This is a genomic window from Rhodococcus sp. NPDC060090 (assembly GCF_042729855.1).
Lineage (GTDB): Bacteria > Actinomycetota > Actinomycetes > Mycobacteriales > Mycobacteriaceae > Rhodococcus.
Genome location: NZ_JBHWXB010000001.1, coordinates 481,236 through 500,657 on the forward strand (window position 1 = coordinate 481,236; position 19,422 = coordinate 500,657).

Consider the following 19,422-nt stretch of genomic DNA (forward strand, 5'->3'; position numbering starts at 1 on the left):
TGGATATCCAGAATGCGGAAAAGGTAAACGTGACCAGCGCACGCCGACATCCGCTATCTCGTTCTCGAGATACCACCGATGGTATGACCGGTCCCGTCCGGACAGCATTTCCTGGCCTGCAAAGAGCTGGCAGACCGTCGGCGAGCGCTGCTCGAGGAACTCGTGAAAGCGCGGCGTGAAAGGCCAACGCCGCGGCGGGCGCGTTGGCCCTCCTCGACGCCGACGGCGACGACCCCGTGCAACTGTGGTTTTGCGATGTCGACGCCGATCTCGAAGTGACGCTCACGCTGCTCGACTTCCTCGATCTCATGGGGGTGGAGATCCACGCCATCTGCCTCGGCGAACTGGTCGGGGCAGGCGTCGCGCTCCTGACCGCCGCCGACATGCGCACCCAGCGCATCACCGCACGGCGTGTGTCGAATTGTGGTCACAAGGTGGTCAGCAGCCGGCGCATGGTCTCGATCTCCTGCTGCTGAGCAGCGACGATGGTGCGGGCCATTTCCACCGCGTCCGAGAATTGTCCGTCCTCGATCTCGGTCTGTGCCATGTCGACCGCACCTTCGTGGTGCGCGATCATCTGTGCCAGGAACAAGCGTGCGGCCTCGGTGCCCTCGGCGTCGGACAGCGCCTGCATGTCCTCCTCGCTCATCATCCCTTCCATCGCTTCCGTGCCGTGGTCCATTCCCGGCATGTCGTCGGGCGCCTCCATCGGCTGCCCCCACTGCGCGAGCCACGATTCGAGCTGTTCGATCTCCGGGCCCTGAGCTGCCTTGATCTGCTCGGCCAGGGTGATCACGGGCTCAGGGATGCCCTCTTTGCCCAGCACCATGTCGCTCATCTCGATCGCCTGCGCGTGGTGCGGGAGCATCATCTGGGCAAACATCACGTCGGCCTCGTTGTGGTCTGCGGTCTCCTCTGCGGAGGTGATGGCCGACGAGGTCACGCTCGACGTCGCACTGCTTGTGCCGGTGTCGGACTCGCCGCACGCCGCAGCGAAGATCACCGCCAACGCGGTAGCTCCGACGGCGATGCTCTTCTTGGTCGTGATGGTTCCTCTATCGAACATGCCACCACTTTCGCGCAGCCACCTCTGCATTCCTGTGGTGCTTCCATGAAGGTTCGGTCAAGAACGCCGGCCGCCATGTCTGCGTCGGCCCAGGCGGCGAAGATGGACATCATGGCTTTCACGTCCCACACGTCCGTGCCCACCGGCGACGCTTCTCCCGGGAGTCGCCCACCCGCGGGACTGCGGGCCATGGTCGTCGAAGACGAGGCGGCGTTGGCGAACCTGATCGGGTCGTATCTGGAACGGGACGGATTCGAGGCCACTATCACGGGCGACGGCGCCGATGCCATCGCACTCGCCCGTCGGATCGACCCCGACGTCCTCGTTCTCGATCTGGGCTTGCCAAGCCTGGACGGGGTCGAGGTATGCCGACAACTACGAACATTCTCCGACGCCTACGTCGTGATGCTCACCGCCCGCACCGAGGAGGTCGACACTCTCATCGGGCTGTCCGTCGGCGCCGACGACTACATGACCAAGCCCTTCAGTCCGCGCGAGTTGATGGCCCGCATCCAAGCCATGATGCGACGACCACGCACCACCGACACAGCCAGAAGCCGGCAGATCCGCACATTCGGCGACCTGTCCATCGATGTCGAGGGGCGGGAAGTCACCGTCGACGATGTGCCGGTGTCTCTGACTCGAACCGAATTCGACGTCCTCGCCGCCTTGTCGCAGGATCCGGGCGTCGTCATCACCCGTGCCCACTTGATCGGCGCGGTCTGGGGCCCGAATTGGGTCGGCGACGAGCACCTCGTCGACGTCCACATCGGCCATCTGCGTCGCAAACTCGGCGACGACGCCACCCGCGGTCGCTATGTGCGCACCGTCCGTGGAGTCGGCTACCGGATGGGCACCGGACGATGAATACCTCACGAGCGGAGCATGACTCGCGCCCACAGCGGGGGAAGGCCGGTTTCAGTTTCAGCACCCGGCTGCTCGTCGCCCTGTCCGTCGTGGTGGTCGGATGTGCGGTCAGCGCGTGGCTCGTCGCCTCCGCTCTCGCCCCGAGCATCTTCCATGATCATCTCGGCCAGGCCGGTATCGATCACGATTCGAACGAAGCAGCTCACGTCGAAGAAGCCTTCACCTGGGCAATCGTCCTCGCGTGGGGTCTGGCAGTCGCAATCGCGGTGCTGCTGGCGCTGGTCGTGAGTTGGTACCTCACCCGACGTGTCCAACGCTCGATCACCGCGGTGATCACGTCTGCCGCGCAGATCGCCGACGGACACTACGACACCCGCGTCCACAGCCACGGTCTGGGTCGCGAATTCGACGAACTCGCCGTCAGCGTCAACGAACTCGCTCGCCGGCTCGAAGCGACCGAGAACACCCGCAGCCGGATGCTGGCCGACCTGGGACACGAAATGCGCACGCCCATAACTACACTCGACTCCTACCTCGAAGCCCTCGACGACGGCGTCCGCGCTTTCGACGACGACACGCGACAAGTCCTGCGCGACGCCACCCACCGGCTCGAGCGGCTCGCCCAGGACATCGCGGCGGTCTCCCACGCCGAGGAACATCTCACCCGCATCCGGCCGACATCCACCACCACCGGCGCACTCGTCACCAGCGCTGTCCACGCCGCCCACGAGCAGTTCGAGAACAAGGGTGTCACCTTGAATGCTCGCCTCGGCGACTCCGTACCCGTGACCGTCGACCCCGACCGACTCGGCCAGGTACTGGGAAATCTGCTCGACAACGCCCTGCGTCACACTCCCCCGGGCGGCGCCGTCACGGTCACGAGTGGCTCGTCTGAACATGGCCGCGTGAAGATCATCATCACCGACACCGGCGACGGCATCGCGCGCCACGACCTCGACCATCTCTTCGACCGCTTCTACCGAGTGGACACCGCCCGCGACCGCGGGCATGGCGGCAGCGGTATCGGCCTGACCATCGCCCGCGCACTCGTCACCGCCCATGATGGCCGGATCTCGGCATACAGCGACGGGCCCGGCCGAGGAGCTCACTTCACCGTCGAGCTCCCCGTCGGCCGGGCTTGATCACTCAGCGCGGGCCGCTACGTTTCTGGCTCAGCTTTGCGAAGAGTTCTTGCGCCTTGCGCTGGTTCTCGGGCTTGGCTGCCTCGCGTTTGATGACCTGAACGGCCTTGATCGCGACACCGCTCTTGAGGAGTTTGCTGAACGTTCCCATGGTGTACCTGTCCGTCGTCGTTCGCGAAAGTTCTGTACTTCCACGATACGAGGCGCTCTCCCGTCGACGTCGTGCGCCATCGGTGCTTCGGCAGCGGTCCGCGCGGGATCCGAGCTTCTACCCCGGGATGGCAACAGCCGAACGCAGCAGCGACCCGAACCTGGAGGGCGCTTCCAGCCACGGAAAATGCCCCGCCTCGGACAGGATCGAGACGGTGCAGTCGAGGCGCTCACCCAGCCTGGTCAACGCGTCGGCCGGCCGAGGATCGCCCGCACCACCGATGATCACCGACCCGGCAGGCAACAGCTCTCGCAGTGCATCGACGTGCGACTCGAGCGGATCGGATCTCTTCTCGACCGCCAGCTCGCGGTTCATCCGGTAGTTGATCGGACGGCGGGTCCGGGCGGCCTCGAGCGCCCACCTCCATGCGCGTCGCCGGTCGGCGTGATCGGTGAACCAGGACAGCGCGAGGAATTCGACCTCCTCGGCGTCCGAGCGAACTTCCATGGCGTCGAGTTGGTCGAACCTCGACTGCTGGACGTAGGTGCGCCGCGACATCTCCGCCGCTCGACACAGTTCCCTCCAGTCGCCCGTGAACGGTCCGGCGAGGTGGACGACGCGAGCGACGCGATCGGGGTGCGCGAGCGTGAAGTAGCTGGCCAGATCCGTCCCGAAGGAATGGCCCACGAGGACGACCTCGTCGTATCCCCATTCATCGATCAGGCACTTCAGGTCGTGGACGTGTCGGGCGATCGTGTGCGGGCCGTCCCAGCACGACTTGCCGGTGCCACGCTGGTCGTAGCGATGGACGACGGTGACGTCGTCGAGCATCTGCGCGACCGGCTGCAGGTAGTCGGGGATGCCCGGGCCGCCGTGTAGCAGAACCACCGGCGGGGCAGTTCGGAGCGATCCCGTGGACCAGGTGCGGAGCGTGGCATCATCGTCCATTCCGATCATGCACATCGCCATGCCTATCAATTTAGGCGGTTCGACGCCGGTCCGCGCGGGATCCGGCCTTCCCGCGCGTCCGTCGGCTTCCCGCGCACGTCCGGACGCGCGCGGGAAGCCGGGATGGTTGCGGGAACGTCAGCGGGAGGCGCGAGCCAACAGCTCGCGGGATTCCTCGCTGCCGTTGAGGACGCGCGCGGTGCGACGCTTGATCTTCCATTTCCCGTCGATGCGGGCGAGGTCGAAGCGGTTGGCGGTCACGCGCCACACCCGGTAGGAATCGGAATCGAGGTTGCGGCGGAGCAGCAGCGAGTGGCACGTCGCGGCCGCGGTGTCGCCGTCGACCCGGATGTGGACAGGATCGAGGAGGTGGCCGCAGCCTTCGTTGACGTAGTCCTGGTGGGGGCGGGTACGGACCATCTCGGTGATCGCGTCGCGGCCTTCCATCACCCTGATGTCGGTGTCGTAGACGGCGTCCTCGGCCCACAGTTCACCGACGGCGTCCGCGTCGCCGGCGTCCACGGCGGGGCCGTATGCCGTCAGCACTTCCTGGATCGCAGCTTTGTCCTCGAGGAGCTGAACGCGCTCGAGCAGCGAGGCCACCAGTTCTGCAGTGTCGGTCATGTCGCTCCGTCCTGGCCGTGCGGGTGCATCGCACTGTGCGATGCGAAGGGCGGATCCCGTTCTACCCGCCGTCGGCGTGCGGTGTGGCGTGCGTCCCGTTCAACGGAAAAACAGGAGCGGCGACACAGCACCGCCTGGGACTGTTCGAGCCAGCACATCCGGCCAGATGCGTAAGCCACCTCTTCGAGCTCCCAGGAAGGTCTCCCCATGGGCCACACGTTGGACAGAATCATGCAGCATGCGGACGAGATCCGCGCCGAGGGCGCAGTGGGCGACACGCTCATGCGCCTGCCCGACACCTCCGCGAAGCGCTTGCGCGAATCCGGTGTCATCCGCATGTTCCAGCCGAAGGAATACGGCGGCCAGGAAGCGCACCCGCGTGAGTTCGCCGAGACCGTGATGGCCATCGGCACTCTCGACGGCGCGACCGGCTGGGTCGCGGGCATCGTCGGCGTCCATCCGTGGGAGTTGACGTTCTTCGACAAGCGGGCCCAGGACGAGATCTGGGGCGAGGACGCCGACATGTGGATGGCGTCGCCGTACGCCCCGATGGGTGTCGCGGTGCCGGTCGACGGTGGTTACGTGCTCAACGGTCGTTGGGCTTTCTCGTCGGGCACCGACCACTGCGGCTGGATCATGATCGGCGCGGCCGTCGGCGACAAGGATGGCAACCGTACCGACAAGGTGCTGCACGTGCTGCTCCCGCGCACGGACTACGACATCGACCCCGACAGCTGGGACGTCATCGGCCTGCGCGGCACCGGCTCGAAGGACCTGATCGTCAAGGATGCGTTCATCCCCGAGTACCGCACGATCGACGCCGACATCGTGCTCAGCGGCAACGGCTGGCGGCACGCCGGACGCGACGAGACGCTGTACAAGTTCCCGTTCTCGTACATCTTCCCGCTGGGTATCACGTCGTCGCTGATCGGCATGACCGAAGGCGCTCTGGCCTGCTACATCGCAGCGCAGAAGCAACGCGTGCAGGTCACGGGTGTCCCGATCAAGGAAGATCCGTACGTGCTCTACGCGATCAGTGAGGCCGCGTCGGAGATCGAGTCTGCTCGGATCACGCTGCTCGAGACCGTCGACCGGTTCTGGGACAAGACGGATCGCGGCGAGGAGATCAGCTTCGAGGAGCGTGCCATCGGCCGCCGCACCCAGATCTCCTCGGCGTGGCGTGCCGTGCGCGCGATGGACGAGATCTTCGCCCGCGCCGGCGGTGCGGCCGTGCACCGCAAGACGCCGATGCAGCGTTTCTGGCGCGACGCGCACGTCGGCCTCACCCACGCCATCCACGTGCCCGGCATGATCTATCACTCTGCCGCCCTCACCCAGCTCGGCGGCGACCCTCAGGGCGCATACCGCGCAATGATCTGATCTCCCTACACTTTCGAGAGAGTTGACTATGACCGAACTGAGAGGCCTCGGCTACCTCCGCATTCAGACCCGGGACGTGCCGCGGTGGCGCGAACTGCTCATCGACGGGCTGGGCATGGCGGTCGGTTCCGGCCCCGAGCCAGACGCGCTCTACGCGCGGGTCGACGAACGCCGCGCCCGTCTGGCGGTGCTGCCCGGCGATTCAGACAAGGCTCTCGCCGTCGGCTGGGAGGTGCGCGACGAGTTCGCACTCCAGCGGGTGCGGGAAACCGTCGAGAAGTCCGGCCGCGCCGTGGAGGTGTTGTCGCGGAAGGACGCGACCTACCTCGATGCGGAGGGCGCCCTCGCATTCGAGGACCCCGCGGGGACCCGGCTCGAGGTGTTCTACGGCCCGGTGCTCGACCACAGCCCCGTCGTGACACCGTTCGCCGGTCGCTGGGTCACGGGCGGGCTGGGCCTCGGCCACGTGGTGCTGCCCGCCACGAACTTCGACGAGACGTACGAGTTCTACACGCAGGTGCTGGGTTTCCTGCCGCGCGGCTCGATCCGGCTCGACGCGGAGGGCGTGAACCGGGTGCGGTTCCTCGGTATCAACGAGCGGCACCACGCCCTCGCGCTGTGTCCGGCGCCGCCGACGGAAGAGCCCGGCCTGGTGCACCTGATGACCGAGGTCGACACCCTCGATGCGGTGGGTCAGGCGCTCGATCGTGTCAATCGCATGGACTTCTCGATTTCGTCGACGTTGGGCCGGCATACCAACGACAAGATGATCTCGTTCTACGTCCGCGCACCGGGCGGCTGGGATCTCGAGTTCGGTACCGAGGGCATGCTCGTCGACGAACGGCACTACACGTCGGAGGAGATCACCGCCGACGCCTACTGGGGCCACGACCAGACCGGGTCGGAGCCGTTGAAGGCGTTCATTCCGGCGGGCTGATTCCTCGGCGCGTCCGCGGCAGAAACGGGCAGGTACACCATCTCGACGGTGTGGTACCTGCCCGTTTCGCTTGCGAATTTTCTTTCACCTCTTTCAATTCTCCTCCCACAGCGCTAGATTCGTCGGAGTCTTTCTATTGATCAATCGATCAATTCCCCCCGAACAGCCCCGGAGGAGATCTCCATGACCGCCACCTTCGAAAGCCCGAACACCGTCATGGGCCGCGTCACCGCACTGCTCCAGCCTTTCCGCGACACCGAAGGCCTCACCCTCACAGAACTGGCACGGCGTACGGGTTTTCCCCGCTCGTCGACACATCGGATGCTGCTCCAACTGGTGCAGGTGGGCCTGGTCCACCGCGACGGAACGACATACCACCTCGGCCCCAAACTGCTCGAACTCGGCGCACTCGCGCGCACGCACGATCGCGTCCATCAAGTCTCGCTCCCCACCCTGTACGACCTCCGGCGCCACACCGGACTCGTCGTGCACCTCGCCGTCCTCGAGGGCGAAAGCCTGCTCTACCTCGAAAAGATCGGCGGCCGCTGGTCCGCCGATCTGCGCACCCGCGCGGGCGAGCGGCGCCCCGCGCGCGGGACGGTCGAAGGCGCGGCCATGCTCGCCTTCCGCGATGCGGCCGACGAGGCAGCCACCTGCGTCGGCGACCGTATATGTTGCATCGCAGCCGCATTCGATGCCGGCCATGGCGAGATCGCGGCACTGTCGGTGGCCGGTCCGCGCGAGCATGTTCCGGACGATCTGAGTCGGCGGGTGCGTGCTGCTGCAGACACCGTGGCAACCCGCGCGGCGCACTGAAATTTCGCAAGAGTGCTTCCCCTCGTGAAGAACGGACTGCTACAGTTCTGCCGTATTGATTGATCGGTTGATCAACGGAGGATTCGGTGAAGCCTGAGCTCGACTCTCCCGCGGCAGTCATCGGCCGCGTCGCAGGCCTGCTCGACGAATTTCACGACGGCGGGCGTCTCACCCTGTCCGAACTGTCGGAGCGCACCGGCGTACCGCGGTCGTCGGTCCACCGGCTCCTCACCCAGCTCATCGACGCGGGCTGGGTTCGTCGCGAGGGTCGCACCTACGCACTGGGGCGCAGCATGTTCGAGTGGGGCGCCCTCGCACAACACCACGACGAACTCCACCGAGCCGCGCATACCGTCCTGCACGAACTTCACTCGGCCACAGGGCTGATCGCGCACTTGGCCGTGCTCGACGGGCACGATGTGCGGTACCTCGACAAGGTGGGATGCGAATCGGTTCCGCTCCCCTCACGCGTCGGCGGCCGCCAACCCGCATACCGCACAGCCCTGGGCAAAGCATTGATCGCGCACACGAGACTCGACACATCGGGCCCCGTTCGACTGCCCGTACAGCCCGGCACCGACTCCACGCGGCTGCGCGGCGAGATCGCCCAGATCCGCGAACGGCACATCGCGCAGGAACGCGAGGAAACCATGCGAGGTGTCGCGTGCGTCGCCGCACCGATCGGAGACGGGCGCACGTGCGTCGGCGCATTGTCGGTCACCGGGGCCGTCGACACCGTGGACGTCGTCTCCCTCGCCACCCCGGTCCGGATCGCAGCACGCGCGGTGTGGCGTTCCCTGTCTCACCAGGACCGGGCAGGCAAAGGATTTCAGCGCACCAGCGCCTGACCTCCGTCGACGGCCAGCGTATGCCCGGTGACATACCGCGATGCGGCGCTGCACAGGAACACCACCGCCGGACCGATGTCGGCTTCGGGATCCCCCAGCCTGCCCAGCGGCACGGTCGCGAGGTATCCCGCAGCGGCGTCCGGTTCGACCCGGAACCACTCTTCCATGGTGTCGGAATTCGCGAGCGGCAGAATCGCATTGACGCGAATACCGTCGTTCGCCCATTCACACGCGGCGGTACGCGTCAGCACCCGCACCGCTTCCTTCGCTGCGGCGTACGCCCCGGTTCCCGACGGATCCCACCGAATCCCGGCCGCCGAACCCAGATTGACGATCCGTCCGCCTCCGCGCAGGTGCGGATGGGAGGCCCTCATCATCCGCCACGTTGCCGTCGGTCCCGATTCCATCGCCCCGCGGTACGCCTGTTCGTCGACCTCCAGGAGAAGCCCGTGCGCCGGACTCATCGCGTTGTTCACCAGCACCGTGAGCGCGCCGAACTCCTCGACCACCGCCGAGACCAGACCCTCGACAGCAATTCCGTCCGTCACGTCGCAGACGAAGGCCTCGGCCCTGCCTCCCCGATCGACAATCTCGTCGGCGACCACTGCGATCGTCGACGAGGTACGGCCCACCACCGCGACCTGCGCACCGGCCGCCGCAAGCGCCAGCGCAATACCCCTGCCGATACCCTGACCCGCACCGGTCACAATCGCGGTCTCGCCCGCCAGCACGGCCGGGGCGGCTTGGAACGTGGTCACACACAACTCCTGAACTCGAGAAATTCCATTGATCAATCGATCAATGGTTATGGCACACTATGCACCGGCCGTATCGGTGCCTCGCTCAGCAGAAAGGTTGCCATGGACCCGCAGCAGCGCCGGAGGCAGATCCTCGATCGGTCTGCCGAGATCTTTGCTCGTAAAGGAATCAACGCCACGACGATTCGCGACATCGCGAAGTCGGTGGGCGTCCATTCCGGGGCGCTGTACCACTACTTTCCGTCGAAGGAAGCCATCGTCACGGAGCTCATCCGCGAGTACATCGATGACATCTCGGGTCGCTGCCGCGAGGTGATGACGCTGCCATTGTCGCCCCTCGAACGACTCGAAGCTCTGGCCGAGATCGCGCTGGACTCCAATGTGCAGTACCACGGGGCCACATCGATCTGGCGACGCGAAGGCGAGTACATGCGCGAACGCGTCGTGGCAGCCGACATGGCCACGACCGCCGACGAGATGGAAGCGGCGTGGCGCAGCACCATCGCCGACGGTATCGCCGACGGCACCTTGCGCACCGATATCGACTCCGAGATCTTCCGTGAACTGCTCTACGACGTCCTGTGGCACGCAACGCGCTGGCACCATCCGGAGCCCGGCGACTCCATGGCCGAGCTCGCGCACACGATCATTGCCGTCTTCGTCGAAGGGATGCGTCGGCGCGACGAGTGAGCCTGTCCCGCACGGTTTCCGGGCAGGACAGGCATGATCGTCACTCCTTCGAGGCGAGGTTCTCGTCGATCTCCTTCTGCCATGATTCGAGGGCGCGGCTGGTGTCGACCTCGAACTCGAAGCGCTGCGTCATGTCGGGCGTGACCTCTTCCACGTCGACATAGAACTGGCTGTACCAGCGACGCAGCTGATACACCGGGCCGTCCTCCTCCGTGAGGAGCGGATTCTCGATACGCGACTTGTGCTCCCAGATCGCGATGTCCTGCTTGAACTGCTCCTCGAGACCATCGGTGAACAAGGTCGCCATGTCAGCGGCCTGCTCGTCGGACATGCCTTCGACCTTCTTGACGATCGTGCCGAACTGGAGCACGAACGAGTTCGACGTGACCGGGTAATGGCAGTTGATGAGCTTGGACTCGATCGTCGCGCCTTCCGACACGGTGTAGATCGTATCGAGCATGAAGGACGGACCGTAGTAGAAGGCATCCGAAATCGTCTGCGCCTCGGGGAGGTCCATCTGCACGCCGGTCTTGACGTCGTCACGGCCATACGAGCGCATGTGCTGACCCGCCACATGCCCCTCGAACACGTTCTTGAAGAACTCGGGCATCTGGAAATGCACGTAGAAGAAGTGCGCCATGTCGACCACATTGTCGACGATCTCTCGGCAATGCGACCCCTCGACGTGAATGGTCGTCCACGTCCACTCGCTCCACTCGCCGTCCTCGTATCCCTCGATCTCCGGGATGGTCACGTCCTCCGGCGGAGTCGTGCCCTGGGGACAGTGCCACACGAAGAGAACTCCGTTGCGCTCCATCGTGATCCACGACTTCGTGCGTGCGAGCTTCGGGGTGCGACGAGCGTAAGGAATCTCCTCGCAGCGCCCCTGCCCGTTCCAGCGCCAGTCGTGGAACGGGCACGCGATGGTGTCGCCCTTGATCTCGCCGCGGGCGAGGTTGCCGCCCATGTGCCTGCAGAAGGCGTCGAGGACGTGGAGCTCGCCCTTCGTGTCGGAGAAGACCACGAGGTCGGTTCCGAAGACCTCGACCTGATGTGGCTTCCCGTCACGAAACGACTCGGCAAGGCCGATGCAGTGCCACCCGCGAGCAAACCGAGTGGGATTGTTGCCGGCTTCGATTGTGCGGATCTCGATACGATCCTGTTCGACTGTCATGGAGTCCTCCAGAGCTGAAGTGGCTGAAAACGGCGGTCACCGCGGGGCGGTGACGGCTTCCTCGGAAGCCGGAGATTCCTGGGGCGGGAGGGGCCTCACGGGTGGCTCGACCCGCGTGGTCTGGAGAATCTCCCCCTCGGCGACCGCCGCGTCGACCGTGCAGTCGAGCGCCGAGCAGCGCAGAAGATACGCGTGGGGATCGATCTCACGGGCAGCGGCGAACTCTCGACATACATCGGAGGCCGATCCGCACCACTGGATACTCGTATGCGCGGGGCTGTACTTCGCGACGAGCACGCGGGTGCCACAGGTGTGGCAATCGAGCGACTGCATTCTGGCCGTTCCCTTCCTCGGATGACCCCGAGATTAGGAAGCGGATGTGGCGGCAACCACAATGTTTCAGTCCAGCGGGATGGTCGACCTTGCCCGCGCGGCCGCCGACTTCCCACACCAGCAATGGGGCGCGCGGATGACCAGGGAGAGCGCGGGAAGACTCGACAAGTCCGACATCTGGGATATGGTCGGGCCGCTGGTGCAGTAGCTGGACACGGGGGATCTCATGCCGCACGAACACCACTTCGCCATGGGGTTGTGGGTGCCGTACCTGGCATTCGTCACCGCCGCGGTCGGTTGCTACGTCGGATTGTCCTGTGTCCAGCAGTCCCGGAAATGTCTGACGCCCGCTGCCGGTGCGCGCTGGCTCGTGATGGCAGCCCTGTCGATCGGCGGAGTAGGCATCTGGCTCATGCACTTCATCGGCATGTCGGGTTTCTCCGTGCCGACCTCTGCCGTCCGCTACGACCTCGCCGCCACCCTCTTCTCTGTGGTGCTTGCCGTCGGAGCGACACTGTTCGGGCTGCTGATCTCGGACGTTCGCCTCTCCGCCGCCGGACGACTCCCTCGCCCTGTATCGCTGACCGTCGGCGGGACGGTGATGGGGACGTCCATTGTCCTCATGCACTACACCGGCATGGCCGCGGTCAAGATCCGGGGCACCATCGAACACGACCCGAAGATGGTGGCCGTGTCTGCAGCAACCGGCATCGCCGGGTCAGTGGCCGCGATGTGGCTGTCCGACGTTCCCGGGAAACTCCACGTGCGGGTGGCGTCGGTACTGCTTCTGGCCAGCGGCGTGGTGGCGTTGCATTACACCGGGATGGTCGGGATGCGTGCACTCGTCGACCTCGACGCGCCGGAACCCGAGGGCATGACGGCGCTGTCGCTGTTGTTCCCGGCGTTCGTGACCGGCATCGTAGTGATTGCGGTGCCGATCGTGGCACTACTGCTCACCCCCGAAAGCGACCGCGAACTAGACGATCGGGGGCAACTGCACGACCTGTCCGGCGTAGGCGAGCCCCGCGCCGAAGCCGACCAGTAACGCGGTGTCTCCCGGCTTGGATTCACCGGACCGGAGAAGCTGCTCCATGGCCATCGGGATCGACGCGGCGCTGGTGTTGCCGGTCTCTCCGATGTCACGCGCGATCGCGACGTTCTCGGGAAGGTGCAGCCCCTTGATGAGCGCGTCGGTGATGCGGCTGTTGGCCTGATGCGGGACGAAGGCGTCGAGGTCTGCGGCCTGTACGCCGGCCTTCTCCAGCGCGTCGGCACATGCTTTCCCCAGGAAACTCACCACCCAGCGGAACACCGCCGACCCGTTCATCCGGATGTACGGCCGCACCGGGGGGACACCGCTCGGTACCGCTTCCTCGACCTCGTCGAAGTACGTCATGAAGTCTTTGTCCTGCTTGATGGCGTCGGTCTGGCTTCCGTCCGAACCCCAGGCGACCGGACCGATCCCCTCGGACTCGGACGGACCGACCACGGCCGCGCCTGCGCCGTCCGCGAAGATGAAGGCGCAGGTCCGGTCGGCCGGGTCGAGCAGATCGGACAACCGTTCCACTCCGATGACCAATACGTTCCTGGCCTGTCCCGCACGAACGAGTGCCGCGGCATTGCCCAGGGCGTAGCAGAAGCCCGCGCAGCCTGCCGATACGTCGTAGGCGGCGGTGTCCTTCATACCCAGCTCCGTGGCCACCACAGCACCCGCGGACGGTCCCAGCACCATCTGCGACGACGTGGCGAGCACGACCGCATCGATCTGATCGGCCTCCAGACCGGCCGCGGCGAGCGCGTCGCGAGAGGCGGCGACACTCATCGAGATGATCGTTTCGTCGTCGTCGGCGAAGCGCCGCGAAGAGATACCCGACCTTGTCTTGATCCACTCGTCGGACGAATCGATCTGGTCGACGATCTCGGAATTCGGCACGACGCGCCGAGGTCGGTACGCCCCCAACCCCAGCAGAGCTGCGTGAGTGACGGGTGCGGCGGTGGCAATCTGAGCGGGCATGACTTCCTCTCCACATGAACCTGACGGTTCACCTTCGTATTCAATTGTGGCCAGCTGCGCAGCGTCCGGCACCCCGACAATGCCAGCAGACTGCGCCCAGCGCTCATCTTGTTTCGGGAAGGTTCACGTTGTCACCTTTGAGTCCAGCTTGCTCCGACGACACGCGTGAGAAGCGCTTGCCGTTCCGGTGAGTGCCCTGGTCTGGTGCACCCACCGAAATGGGTCCACACTGAGAAAATGGCCAGGACCAGCGAACAGGCCCAGAACTTCCCCATCGCGCCCGATGTGCCGATGTCGCTGATCAAACGCATCCGGACTGTACGCAGACTCCACACCGGCCCCGAAGAGATCCGTGACGCCTGCGGACCGGTCGCCATCGTGCACCTCGGCCCGAAGCGTGTAGCTCCGACCCTCGCGATCATCACCTCGCCGCAAGGTGCCCACGACGTTCTCGCGGGCGCCGACGGCGCGTTCGACAAAGAGATGATCGTCCACGTTCAGACGCGCACATGGGCCGGTGACAACCTGTTCAACCTCCCCCACGAACCGTGGCTCGACCAGCGACGTGCGTTGCAGCCGTTGTTCACCAAGAAGCACGTGGCCGTGTACGCCGATCGCATGGCCGACATCGCCCAGTCCATGGCTGCCGAATGGGCCGCATCGGGTGCGACCGATCTCGGCCGGGAAACCCGGCGGCTCACCCTGCGGGTACTCGGACATTCTCTGTTCGGGCTCGACCTCAGCGACCACGCCGACGCTCTCGGCCCGCCGCTGACTCGATCGGTCCAGTTCATCACGCGTCGCTCGCTGCAACCTGTGCGTGCCCCGACCTGGATGCCTACACCTGCCCGCCACCGCTTCCGTACGGCAATGGCAGTCGTCACCGACGCGATCGACGATGCCATGACGGTCGCGCGCACCGACGCCGGAGGTGATGCGGAACTGATCCGGCTCTTCTTCGAACTCACCGACCCGGCGACAGGTCAACAGTTCACCGACCGGACGATCCGCCAGGAGCTGTTCGCATTCCTCTTCGCGGGTCACGACACCACCGCGACCACTCTCGCCTACAGTCTGTGGGCCCTCGGCCACGACCACGAGGTCCAGGACCGTGTGGCATCGGAGGCCGCCGCGGTCGGCGATCGTCGCTTGCACGCGTCCGACCTTGCACAACTGCCGTACACCGTCCAAGTGATCCATGAGGCGCTGCGGGTATGTCCGCCGGCAGCGACGGTCGCGCGCATGGCCATGCGGGATGTCGAGGTCGATGGCTACCGAATCCCGGCGGGCACCAACGCGGTCGTCGGAATCTACGCGCTCCACCACGATCCCGCGCTCTGGGACCGCCCTGAACGGTTCGACCCGGACCGGTTCGATCGGGAGCGGTCGACGATCGGCAGCCGGTGGCAGTACCTGCCCTTCGGTGGTGGCCCACGCACCTGCATCGGCGATCATTTCGCCATACTCGAAGCCACGCTGGCCCTCGCCGGCATCGTCCGCTCTGTCTGCATCGAATCGCTTTCCGACGACTTCCCTCTCGCGACCCCGTTCACCATGGTCGCCGGCGGCCCCGTTCCGGCACACGTGTGCGCGAGGACTACCGCCGCATAGTTGGCGACCGTCGAATTCTCCTTCAGCGTTCGCCTGTCACTATCGTGACTTCGAACGGTCGCGAACTCATCGCGGGAGCGGTCGGATGATCACGTGCGCGCCTGCGCAGCGGGGACCGTACCGCGCGCGTACCAGGCCCGTGCGTCGAGCGAGAACGGTCCAGCGGCCGGAAGTGCCGACCGGCAGGCCTCACGCATACCTTCCTGCTGCGCAGGCGACAAGGACTGCAGGTACTGGCCCGCGGGCCCGACCGCGTACGTGAACGGCGTCCAGAAGTCGTCGAAGCTGCTGTAGTCCGCGCGAGCCATGAATTCCCCCTCGACCACGTCGACCAGGCCTGAACGACGGAACCGCTCGGCGATATCGCCTTCGGCGGTGCCGGCCATCGCGGATTCACCTTTCACGCCGGGATCCACCTGCCGCGCCGCAGACCAGAACAACCGGAGCATCGTCATACCGCCGGTGGCGATGTCCCACATGCAGGCAGCGACGGCACCACCCGGACGGGTGACCCGGGCCATCTCCCGCACTCCCCGGTCGGGGTCGCGCATGAAACCGATCACGAGCGACGAGAGTGTCGAGTCGAATTCACCTGCCGCCCAAGGTAATTGTTCGGCAACACCTTCACGAACGTCGGCACCCGGATTGCGTTCACGACATGCTGCCGCGAACTGTGGCGCCGGATCGATCGCCGCGACATTCACGGCTCCGACCCGCGCCACCAACTCGCGGGTGAGGCCGCCCGGCCCGCACCCGACGTCGCAGACTCTCTGGCCGGATGTCACCTCGGCGGCATCGATGAGTGCGGCCGCCAGCGACGGCACGTAACGTCCCATGAAACGGTCGTACTGTTCCGCCGGCGCGGTGAATTGCATTCTTCAACACAACACCCGACTTCACCACCGGTCAAGGCACATTCGGTTCTGATTTCTCAGCCCTGGATCGCCTCGCGCTGTTCTGCGGCGCGATCCGATGAAAAGATCACGAAGTGGGTTCCTCGCCTGCCATCGTGTATTCGCCCCGTTCGAGACGTTCGACCAGTTCTCGCGTCCACTCGATCGAACTGTCAGTGGTCTTGGCCCAGTACCGGATGGCCTCGATGTGATGCTGCCAATCCGCGTCGGGGTTGCGCTCGTACTCGCCGACGACACGCTGACGCTTGACCGTCAACGCGTCGAGTCGCAGGCGGAGCAGGTTGAGCACACGCTCGCGCGGCAGCACGGTCATGAGTCCGATGCCCGCGATGATCTCTGCGGGGTCCTCCCCCGAACCGAGCGCATCCTCGAGGAGCGCGCGGAACTCCTTCTCGCCTTCCTCGGTGATCGAGTAGGCGGTCCGAGCCGGGCCGGCAGCGGGAGATTCGGATGCCACTTCCCGCAGAAGCCCCTGGTCTCGGAGACGCTTGAGACCGTGGTAGACCGAGCCCTGCTTGAGACTGCCCCACAGGTCGACGCTCCAGCTCTCGAGGTCGCGCATCACTTGGTATCCGTGCGCGGTGGTGCGCCCACGAACTGCTCCGAGGAGGAGAAGTCTGGTGGCAGTCACTTGGGCCTTCCGTCCGAGGTGTGCTCCCACGACTCTAGTACACCTTGACTAGCCGCCAGGATGCTCTACCCTCGAAGGGCAGTAGTCAAGTTGTACTAGCTCCTCACGGGAGGACTTCACTTGCATCTCGTCATCGCCGGGGCCTCTGGCGCAACAGGCCGGCTGCTCATCGAACGGGCCACGGCAGTCGGGCACAGGATCACCGCTCTGGTGCGGCCAGGAAGCAGCTTCGACGCACCGACCGGCGTGCAACTACTCGAAACCCAGGTCGTCACCGATCGAGAACTCACACTCCCCCACGACACCGACGCCGTCATCTCGACACTCGGAAAGAGGTCGTACGACGACACCGAGCCGGTGTGCACCTCGGGCACCGGGAATCTGCTGGCCGCGATGCAGCGGCAAGGCGTCCATCGGATCGTCGCTGTGTCTGCGTCTCCCGTATTGCGGTCCGGCGCCGGTGAACCGTGGTGGTTCCGCCACACGATCCGTCCGCTGGTCCGCCGGAAGGGTCCGAACATCTACTCGGACCTCGCAGCAATGGAAGAGGTGTTGCGCTCGGCAGGTTCGTCATGCGATTGGACGATCCTGCGTCCCGGCTATCTCGTCGACAAACCGGCCCGCGGCCATCGCCTGATACCCGAGGCGAATTCGATCTCCAGCGTGCACCGAGCAGATCTGGCCGGTGCGCTACTGGAGGTCGTGCAGAACCCGAACACCGGCGGGCGCGCGTATGGCCTCGCCCCACTCGCGTAGGAGTTGGCAACATGAGCGTCGCAACAATAGATACGACACGGTGGCTGCGTATCGGATTCCTCGGTGACGGACTTTTCAAGGTGATCCTTGCCGTCGTCTACTCCGCAGCGGTGGCGTCGATCAGCACTGCACTGGATGTGGACGCCTGGCTGATTTTCGCCACCGCGGGCCTACTGCTCCTGAGCGGCGCTGCGGAGATCACCTTCGCCCTCCGCAGCGCCGTCCCGTCGCATACCAAGTACCTCATCGGCTACGACAGCGGCTGGATTGTCGTCACCGTGATCGTGGTCGCGGTGATGTCATCCGGCGGTGCGCTGTGGTTCGGCTACCAAGCGATCGCGTCTGCTGTTCTCGCCATCGCGTTCACAATCGGCGCGGCAAGAGCGGATCGCGCCGGTAGTACGACGTAGACGCACGAAATAATGGTTCGTGCAGCATATTTCGTTACACCAACCATCATTTCGGGTACCGACTGCAATGAAGGCCCCGTGTCGTACACGTTCGGTCACCCACCCGTACGCACCGCGATCGTCGACCACCAGGCCTACGAGCCCTACACCACGCCTGCTAGCTTGCGGGGGTGCCATACCTCGGATTGATCGTGACACTGCTGTGGTTGGGCTGCCTCGTCGATGTGATCTGTTCCGACGAGGATCGGGTCCGGCACCTACCCAAATTGTTGTGGCTGATGATCGTGCTCCTCCTGCCGATGTTCGGGTCGGTGCTCTGGCTGGTGCTCGGCCGGCCCCAGGGCGTGGCGGAGATGCTGGCGTCGAAGTCTGCTCCCCAGCACCCGCGACCCACCCGTCCCGTCGTGGATCCCGAGAACGACGAGGACTTCCAACGCCGCTTCCGCGCGCGTGTCGAACAACAGCGGCGGGCGGCACAAGAACAGCGTCAGCGCGACGAAGGTAACGAGAGCAGCACGGCCTGACCCGGGTCGGTCGTCGAGACCTACTCGGTCTTCCCGGAAGCGTGACTACTGACGAGAGCGCGGGCCAGATCTGCAATCTTGAGGTTGACCTCCTGAGAGGTACGACGCAGCACGTCGAACGCCTCATCAGATGAGATGTTCTCCATTGCCATCAGCAGTCCGATCGCCTGGCCGATTTCGCGGTTGCTGGCCAATCCGTTACGCAGGGATTCGACGTCGTCGCCCCTGCTGATCGCGGTGATGGTGACCGAGGTGAACGAGGCCAGCACACTGGCGGCACCGGCCGCCGCGGCATCGAATGCACCTGGTGTGTCGCTGAACAGATTCAGCGCGCCGGCCTTGCGCTCGTCGATCAGCAGACGGAAACCCATCACACCACGCACCGGGGTGGTCTCGACAATTGCCCGGGCCAACTCAGGCCACGTCGAGTGTCCCCGGAGGTCCGTATCGATCTGCGGCCGCGCATCGGCGATTGCGTCCACGCACGGTCCTTGCCCCAGTCGGCGCTCGAACTCGTCGATGCGCTGGGCGACGTCGTCCGTTGCGGCCACGGTGGAGTGCTTGTCCCCGCGGCGCAGCATCACGCTGGCCCGGTCGCAGCCGGGCACCAGTACGGTCGCTGCGACGCAGATCGCCGAGTAGATGTCCGACGCTTCCGACCCGCTGTACAACATCTTTGCCAGATCGGCGAACACACCCGCCGGGTCCGGGGCTGTCGGAGAGACAGCAGACTCGTCCACAGTTGCGTCCTTTCGTTCGTCCCCCAAGGAGTACACGGTAGTGATGTCGGGGTCGGCACCGCACCACGATCCCCACACAGCGTGCATC

General features: G+C 65.4%; 25 protein-coding genes. 14 read left to right on the plus strand and 11 right to left on the minus strand.

Annotation, left to right across the window (positions count from 1 at the left end; translation table 11 throughout):
* Positions 1 to 203: 203 nt before the first annotated feature.
* Positions 204 to 476: a hypothetical protein gene (locus ACFWCF_RS02095; protein WP_378556568.1), complete on the plus strand. Its 273-nt coding sequence runs from the start codon at positions 204 to 206 to the stop codon at positions 474 to 476.
* Here ACFWCF_RS02095 and ACFWCF_RS02100 read toward each other — a convergent pair.
* Entirely contained in the window at positions 428 to 1,066 is a 639-nt protein-coding gene (locus ACFWCF_RS02100) for a DUF305 domain-containing protein (RefSeq protein ID WP_378556571.1), read from the minus strand. The genes ACFWCF_RS02095 and ACFWCF_RS02100 overlap by 49 nt on opposite strands.
* A gap of 189 nt (positions 1,067 to 1,255) precedes the next feature.
* Here ACFWCF_RS02100 and ACFWCF_RS02105 point away from each other — a divergent pair, with 189 nt between their 5' ends.
* Together ACFWCF_RS02105 and ACFWCF_RS02110 are read left to right on the plus strand one after the other, a co-directional pair.
* Positions 1,256 to 1,933 carry a response regulator gene (locus ACFWCF_RS02105; RefSeq protein WP_378556685.1) on the plus strand — a complete coding sequence of 226 codons (678 nt, stop codon included), beginning with the start codon at positions 1,256 to 1,258 and terminating at the stop codon, positions 1,931 to 1,933.
* A complete protein-coding gene (locus tag ACFWCF_RS02110) occupies positions 1,930 to 3,075 on the plus strand; it encodes a sensor histidine kinase (RefSeq protein ID WP_378556574.1) in 1,146 nt (381 codons plus the stop codon). The genes ACFWCF_RS02105 and ACFWCF_RS02110 overlap by 4 nt, the downstream gene beginning before the upstream one ends.
* Before the next feature lie 4 nt (positions 3,076 to 3,079).
* On the opposite strand, the gene ACFWCF_RS02115 is transcribed toward ACFWCF_RS02110, so the two are convergent.
* From ACFWCF_RS02115 to ACFWCF_RS02125, 3 genes are all read right to left on the minus strand, one after another.
* Complete coding sequence (locus tag ACFWCF_RS02115; protein ID WP_378556577.1) at positions 3,080 to 3,226, minus strand: hypothetical protein; 147 nt, start codon at positions 3,224 to 3,226, stop codon at positions 3,080 to 3,082.
* Positions 3,227 to 3,343: 117 nt separating this feature from the next.
* Positions 3,344 to 4,195: an alpha/beta fold hydrolase gene (locus ACFWCF_RS02120; RefSeq protein ID WP_378556580.1), complete on the minus strand. Its 852-nt coding sequence runs from the start codon at positions 4,193 to 4,195 to the stop codon at positions 3,344 to 3,346.
* A gap of 117 nt (positions 4,196 to 4,312) precedes the next feature.
* Positions 4,313 to 4,798 (minus strand): nuclear transport factor 2 family protein, encoded by a 486-nt coding sequence (locus ACFWCF_RS02125; RefSeq protein WP_378556583.1) that lies wholly within the window; start codon positions 4,796 to 4,798, stop codon positions 4,313 to 4,315.
* Positions 4,799 to 5,005: 207 nt separating this feature from the next.
* Here ACFWCF_RS02125 and ACFWCF_RS02130 point away from each other — a divergent pair, with 207 nt between their 5' ends.
* The 4 genes from ACFWCF_RS02130 to ACFWCF_RS02145 all read left to right on the plus strand — a co-directional run bounded on the left by ACFWCF_RS02130 (position 5,006) and on the right by ACFWCF_RS02145 (position 8,779).
* Entirely contained in the window at positions 5,006 to 6,178 is a 1,173-nt protein-coding gene (locus ACFWCF_RS02130; RefSeq protein ID WP_378556586.1) for an acyl-CoA dehydrogenase family protein, read from the plus strand.
* Positions 6,179 to 6,206: 28 nt separating this feature from the next.
* A complete protein-coding gene (gene bphC / locus ACFWCF_RS02135; protein WP_378556589.1) occupies positions 6,207 to 7,115 on the plus strand; it encodes a biphenyl-2,3-diol 1,2-dioxygenase in 909 nt (302 codons plus the stop codon).
* 183 nt (positions 7,116 to 7,298) lie between these two features.
* Positions 7,299 to 7,931 carry an IclR family transcriptional regulator gene (locus tag ACFWCF_RS02140; RefSeq protein ID WP_378556592.1) on the plus strand — a complete coding sequence of 211 codons (633 nt, stop codon included), beginning with the start codon at positions 7,299 to 7,301 and terminating at the stop codon, positions 7,929 to 7,931.
* Between the two features lie 86 nt (positions 7,932 to 8,017).
* Positions 8,018 to 8,779 (plus strand): IclR family transcriptional regulator, encoded by a 762-nt coding sequence (locus ACFWCF_RS02145; protein ID WP_378491054.1) that lies wholly within the window; start codon positions 8,018 to 8,020, stop codon positions 8,777 to 8,779.
* Here the strand turns inward: ACFWCF_RS02145 and ACFWCF_RS02150 are convergent.
* The gene (locus tag ACFWCF_RS02150; RefSeq protein ID WP_378556596.1) at positions 8,761 to 9,537 is read right to left on the minus strand and encodes an SDR family NAD(P)-dependent oxidoreductase; all 777 of its coding nucleotides are present in this window, start codon (positions 9,535 to 9,537) and stop codon (positions 8,761 to 8,763) included. The two genes, ACFWCF_RS02145 and ACFWCF_RS02150, sit on opposite strands and share 19 nt — an antisense overlap.
* A gap of 102 nt (positions 9,538 to 9,639) precedes the next feature.
* Here ACFWCF_RS02150 and ACFWCF_RS02155 point away from each other — a divergent pair, with 102 nt between their 5' ends.
* The gene (locus tag ACFWCF_RS02155; protein WP_378491056.1) at positions 9,640 to 10,227 is read left to right on the plus strand and encodes a TetR/AcrR family transcriptional regulator; all 588 of its coding nucleotides are present in this window, start codon (positions 9,640 to 9,642) and stop codon (positions 10,225 to 10,227) included.
* A gap of 40 nt (positions 10,228 to 10,267) precedes the next feature.
* Here the strand turns inward: ACFWCF_RS02155 and ACFWCF_RS02160 are convergent, their stop codons facing one another.
* Both ACFWCF_RS02160 and ACFWCF_RS02165 read right to left on the minus strand, forming a co-directional pair.
* A complete protein-coding gene (locus tag ACFWCF_RS02160; RefSeq protein ID WP_378491057.1) occupies positions 10,268 to 11,401 on the minus strand; it encodes a Rieske 2Fe-2S domain-containing protein in 1,134 nt (377 codons plus the stop codon).
* A 36-nt stretch (positions 11,402 to 11,437) separates the two neighbouring features.
* Positions 11,438 to 11,734 carry a hypothetical protein gene (locus ACFWCF_RS02165; protein WP_378556599.1) on the minus strand — a complete coding sequence of 99 codons (297 nt, stop codon included), beginning with the start codon at positions 11,732 to 11,734 and terminating at the stop codon, positions 11,438 to 11,440.
* 46 nt (positions 11,735 to 11,780) lie between these two features.
* Between ACFWCF_RS02165 and ACFWCF_RS02170 the strand changes: the two genes are divergently transcribed.
* Both ACFWCF_RS02170 and ACFWCF_RS02175 read left to right on the plus strand, forming a co-directional pair.
* Positions 11,781 to 11,942 carry a hypothetical protein gene (locus tag ACFWCF_RS02170; protein ID WP_378491059.1) on the plus strand — a complete coding sequence of 54 codons (162 nt, stop codon included), beginning with the start codon at positions 11,781 to 11,783 and terminating at the stop codon, positions 11,940 to 11,942.
* Between the two features lie 18 nt (positions 11,943 to 11,960).
* A complete protein-coding gene (locus tag ACFWCF_RS02175) occupies positions 11,961 to 12,779 on the plus strand; it encodes an MHYT domain-containing protein (protein ID WP_378491060.1) in 819 nt (272 codons plus the stop codon).
* Here ACFWCF_RS02175 and ACFWCF_RS02180 read toward each other — a convergent pair.
* Positions 12,711 to 13,748 (minus strand): beta-ketoacyl-ACP synthase III, encoded by a 1,038-nt coding sequence (locus ACFWCF_RS02180; RefSeq protein ID WP_378491061.1) that lies wholly within the window; start codon positions 13,746 to 13,748, stop codon positions 12,711 to 12,713. The genes ACFWCF_RS02175 and ACFWCF_RS02180 overlap by 69 nt on opposite strands.
* Before the next feature lie 237 nt (positions 13,749 to 13,985).
* Between ACFWCF_RS02180 and ACFWCF_RS02185 the strand changes: the two genes are divergently transcribed.
* The gene (locus ACFWCF_RS02185; RefSeq protein WP_378491062.1) at positions 13,986 to 15,359 is read left to right on the plus strand and encodes a cytochrome P450; all 1,374 of its coding nucleotides are present in this window, start codon (positions 13,986 to 13,988) and stop codon (positions 15,357 to 15,359) included.
* An 89-nt stretch (positions 15,360 to 15,448) separates the two neighbouring features.
* Here the strand turns inward: ACFWCF_RS02185 and ACFWCF_RS02190 are convergent, their stop codons facing one another.
* Together ACFWCF_RS02190 and ACFWCF_RS02195 are read right to left on the minus strand one after the other, a co-directional pair.
* Positions 15,449 to 16,195, minus strand: a complete 747-nt coding sequence (locus ACFWCF_RS02190; RefSeq protein WP_378556604.1) for a class I SAM-dependent methyltransferase — start codon at positions 16,193 to 16,195, stop codon at positions 15,449 to 15,451.
* A 145-nt stretch (positions 16,196 to 16,340) separates the two neighbouring features.
* On the minus strand, positions 16,341 to 16,904 hold the full coding sequence (locus ACFWCF_RS02195) for a PadR family transcriptional regulator (RefSeq protein WP_378556607.1): 564 nt from the start codon (positions 16,902 to 16,904) through the stop codon (positions 16,341 to 16,343).
* A 120-nt stretch (positions 16,905 to 17,024) separates the two neighbouring features.
* Between ACFWCF_RS02195 and ACFWCF_RS02200 the strand changes: the two genes are divergently transcribed.
* The 3 genes from ACFWCF_RS02200 (at position 17,025) to ACFWCF_RS02210 (ending at position 18,594) form a co-directional block, all read left to right on the plus strand.
* Positions 17,025 to 17,660 (plus strand): NAD(P)-dependent oxidoreductase, encoded by a 636-nt coding sequence (locus ACFWCF_RS02200; RefSeq protein WP_378491065.1) that lies wholly within the window; start codon positions 17,025 to 17,027, stop codon positions 17,658 to 17,660.
* 11 nt (positions 17,661 to 17,671) lie between these two features.
* Entirely contained in the window at positions 17,672 to 18,070 is a 399-nt protein-coding gene (locus ACFWCF_RS02205; protein ID WP_378491066.1) for a hypothetical protein, read from the plus strand.
* Between the two features lie 170 nt (positions 18,071 to 18,240).
* Positions 18,241 to 18,594 (plus strand): PLDc N-terminal domain-containing protein, encoded by a 354-nt coding sequence (locus ACFWCF_RS02210; RefSeq protein ID WP_378491067.1) that lies wholly within the window; start codon positions 18,241 to 18,243, stop codon positions 18,592 to 18,594.
* Between the two features lie 20 nt (positions 18,595 to 18,614).
* On the opposite strand, the gene ACFWCF_RS02215 is transcribed toward ACFWCF_RS02210, so the two are convergent.
* Positions 18,615 to 19,268 (minus strand): GAF and ANTAR domain-containing protein, encoded by a 654-nt coding sequence (locus tag ACFWCF_RS02215; protein WP_378556688.1) that lies wholly within the window; start codon positions 19,266 to 19,268, stop codon positions 18,615 to 18,617.
* Between the last annotated feature and the right edge of the window lie 154 nt (positions 19,269 to 19,422).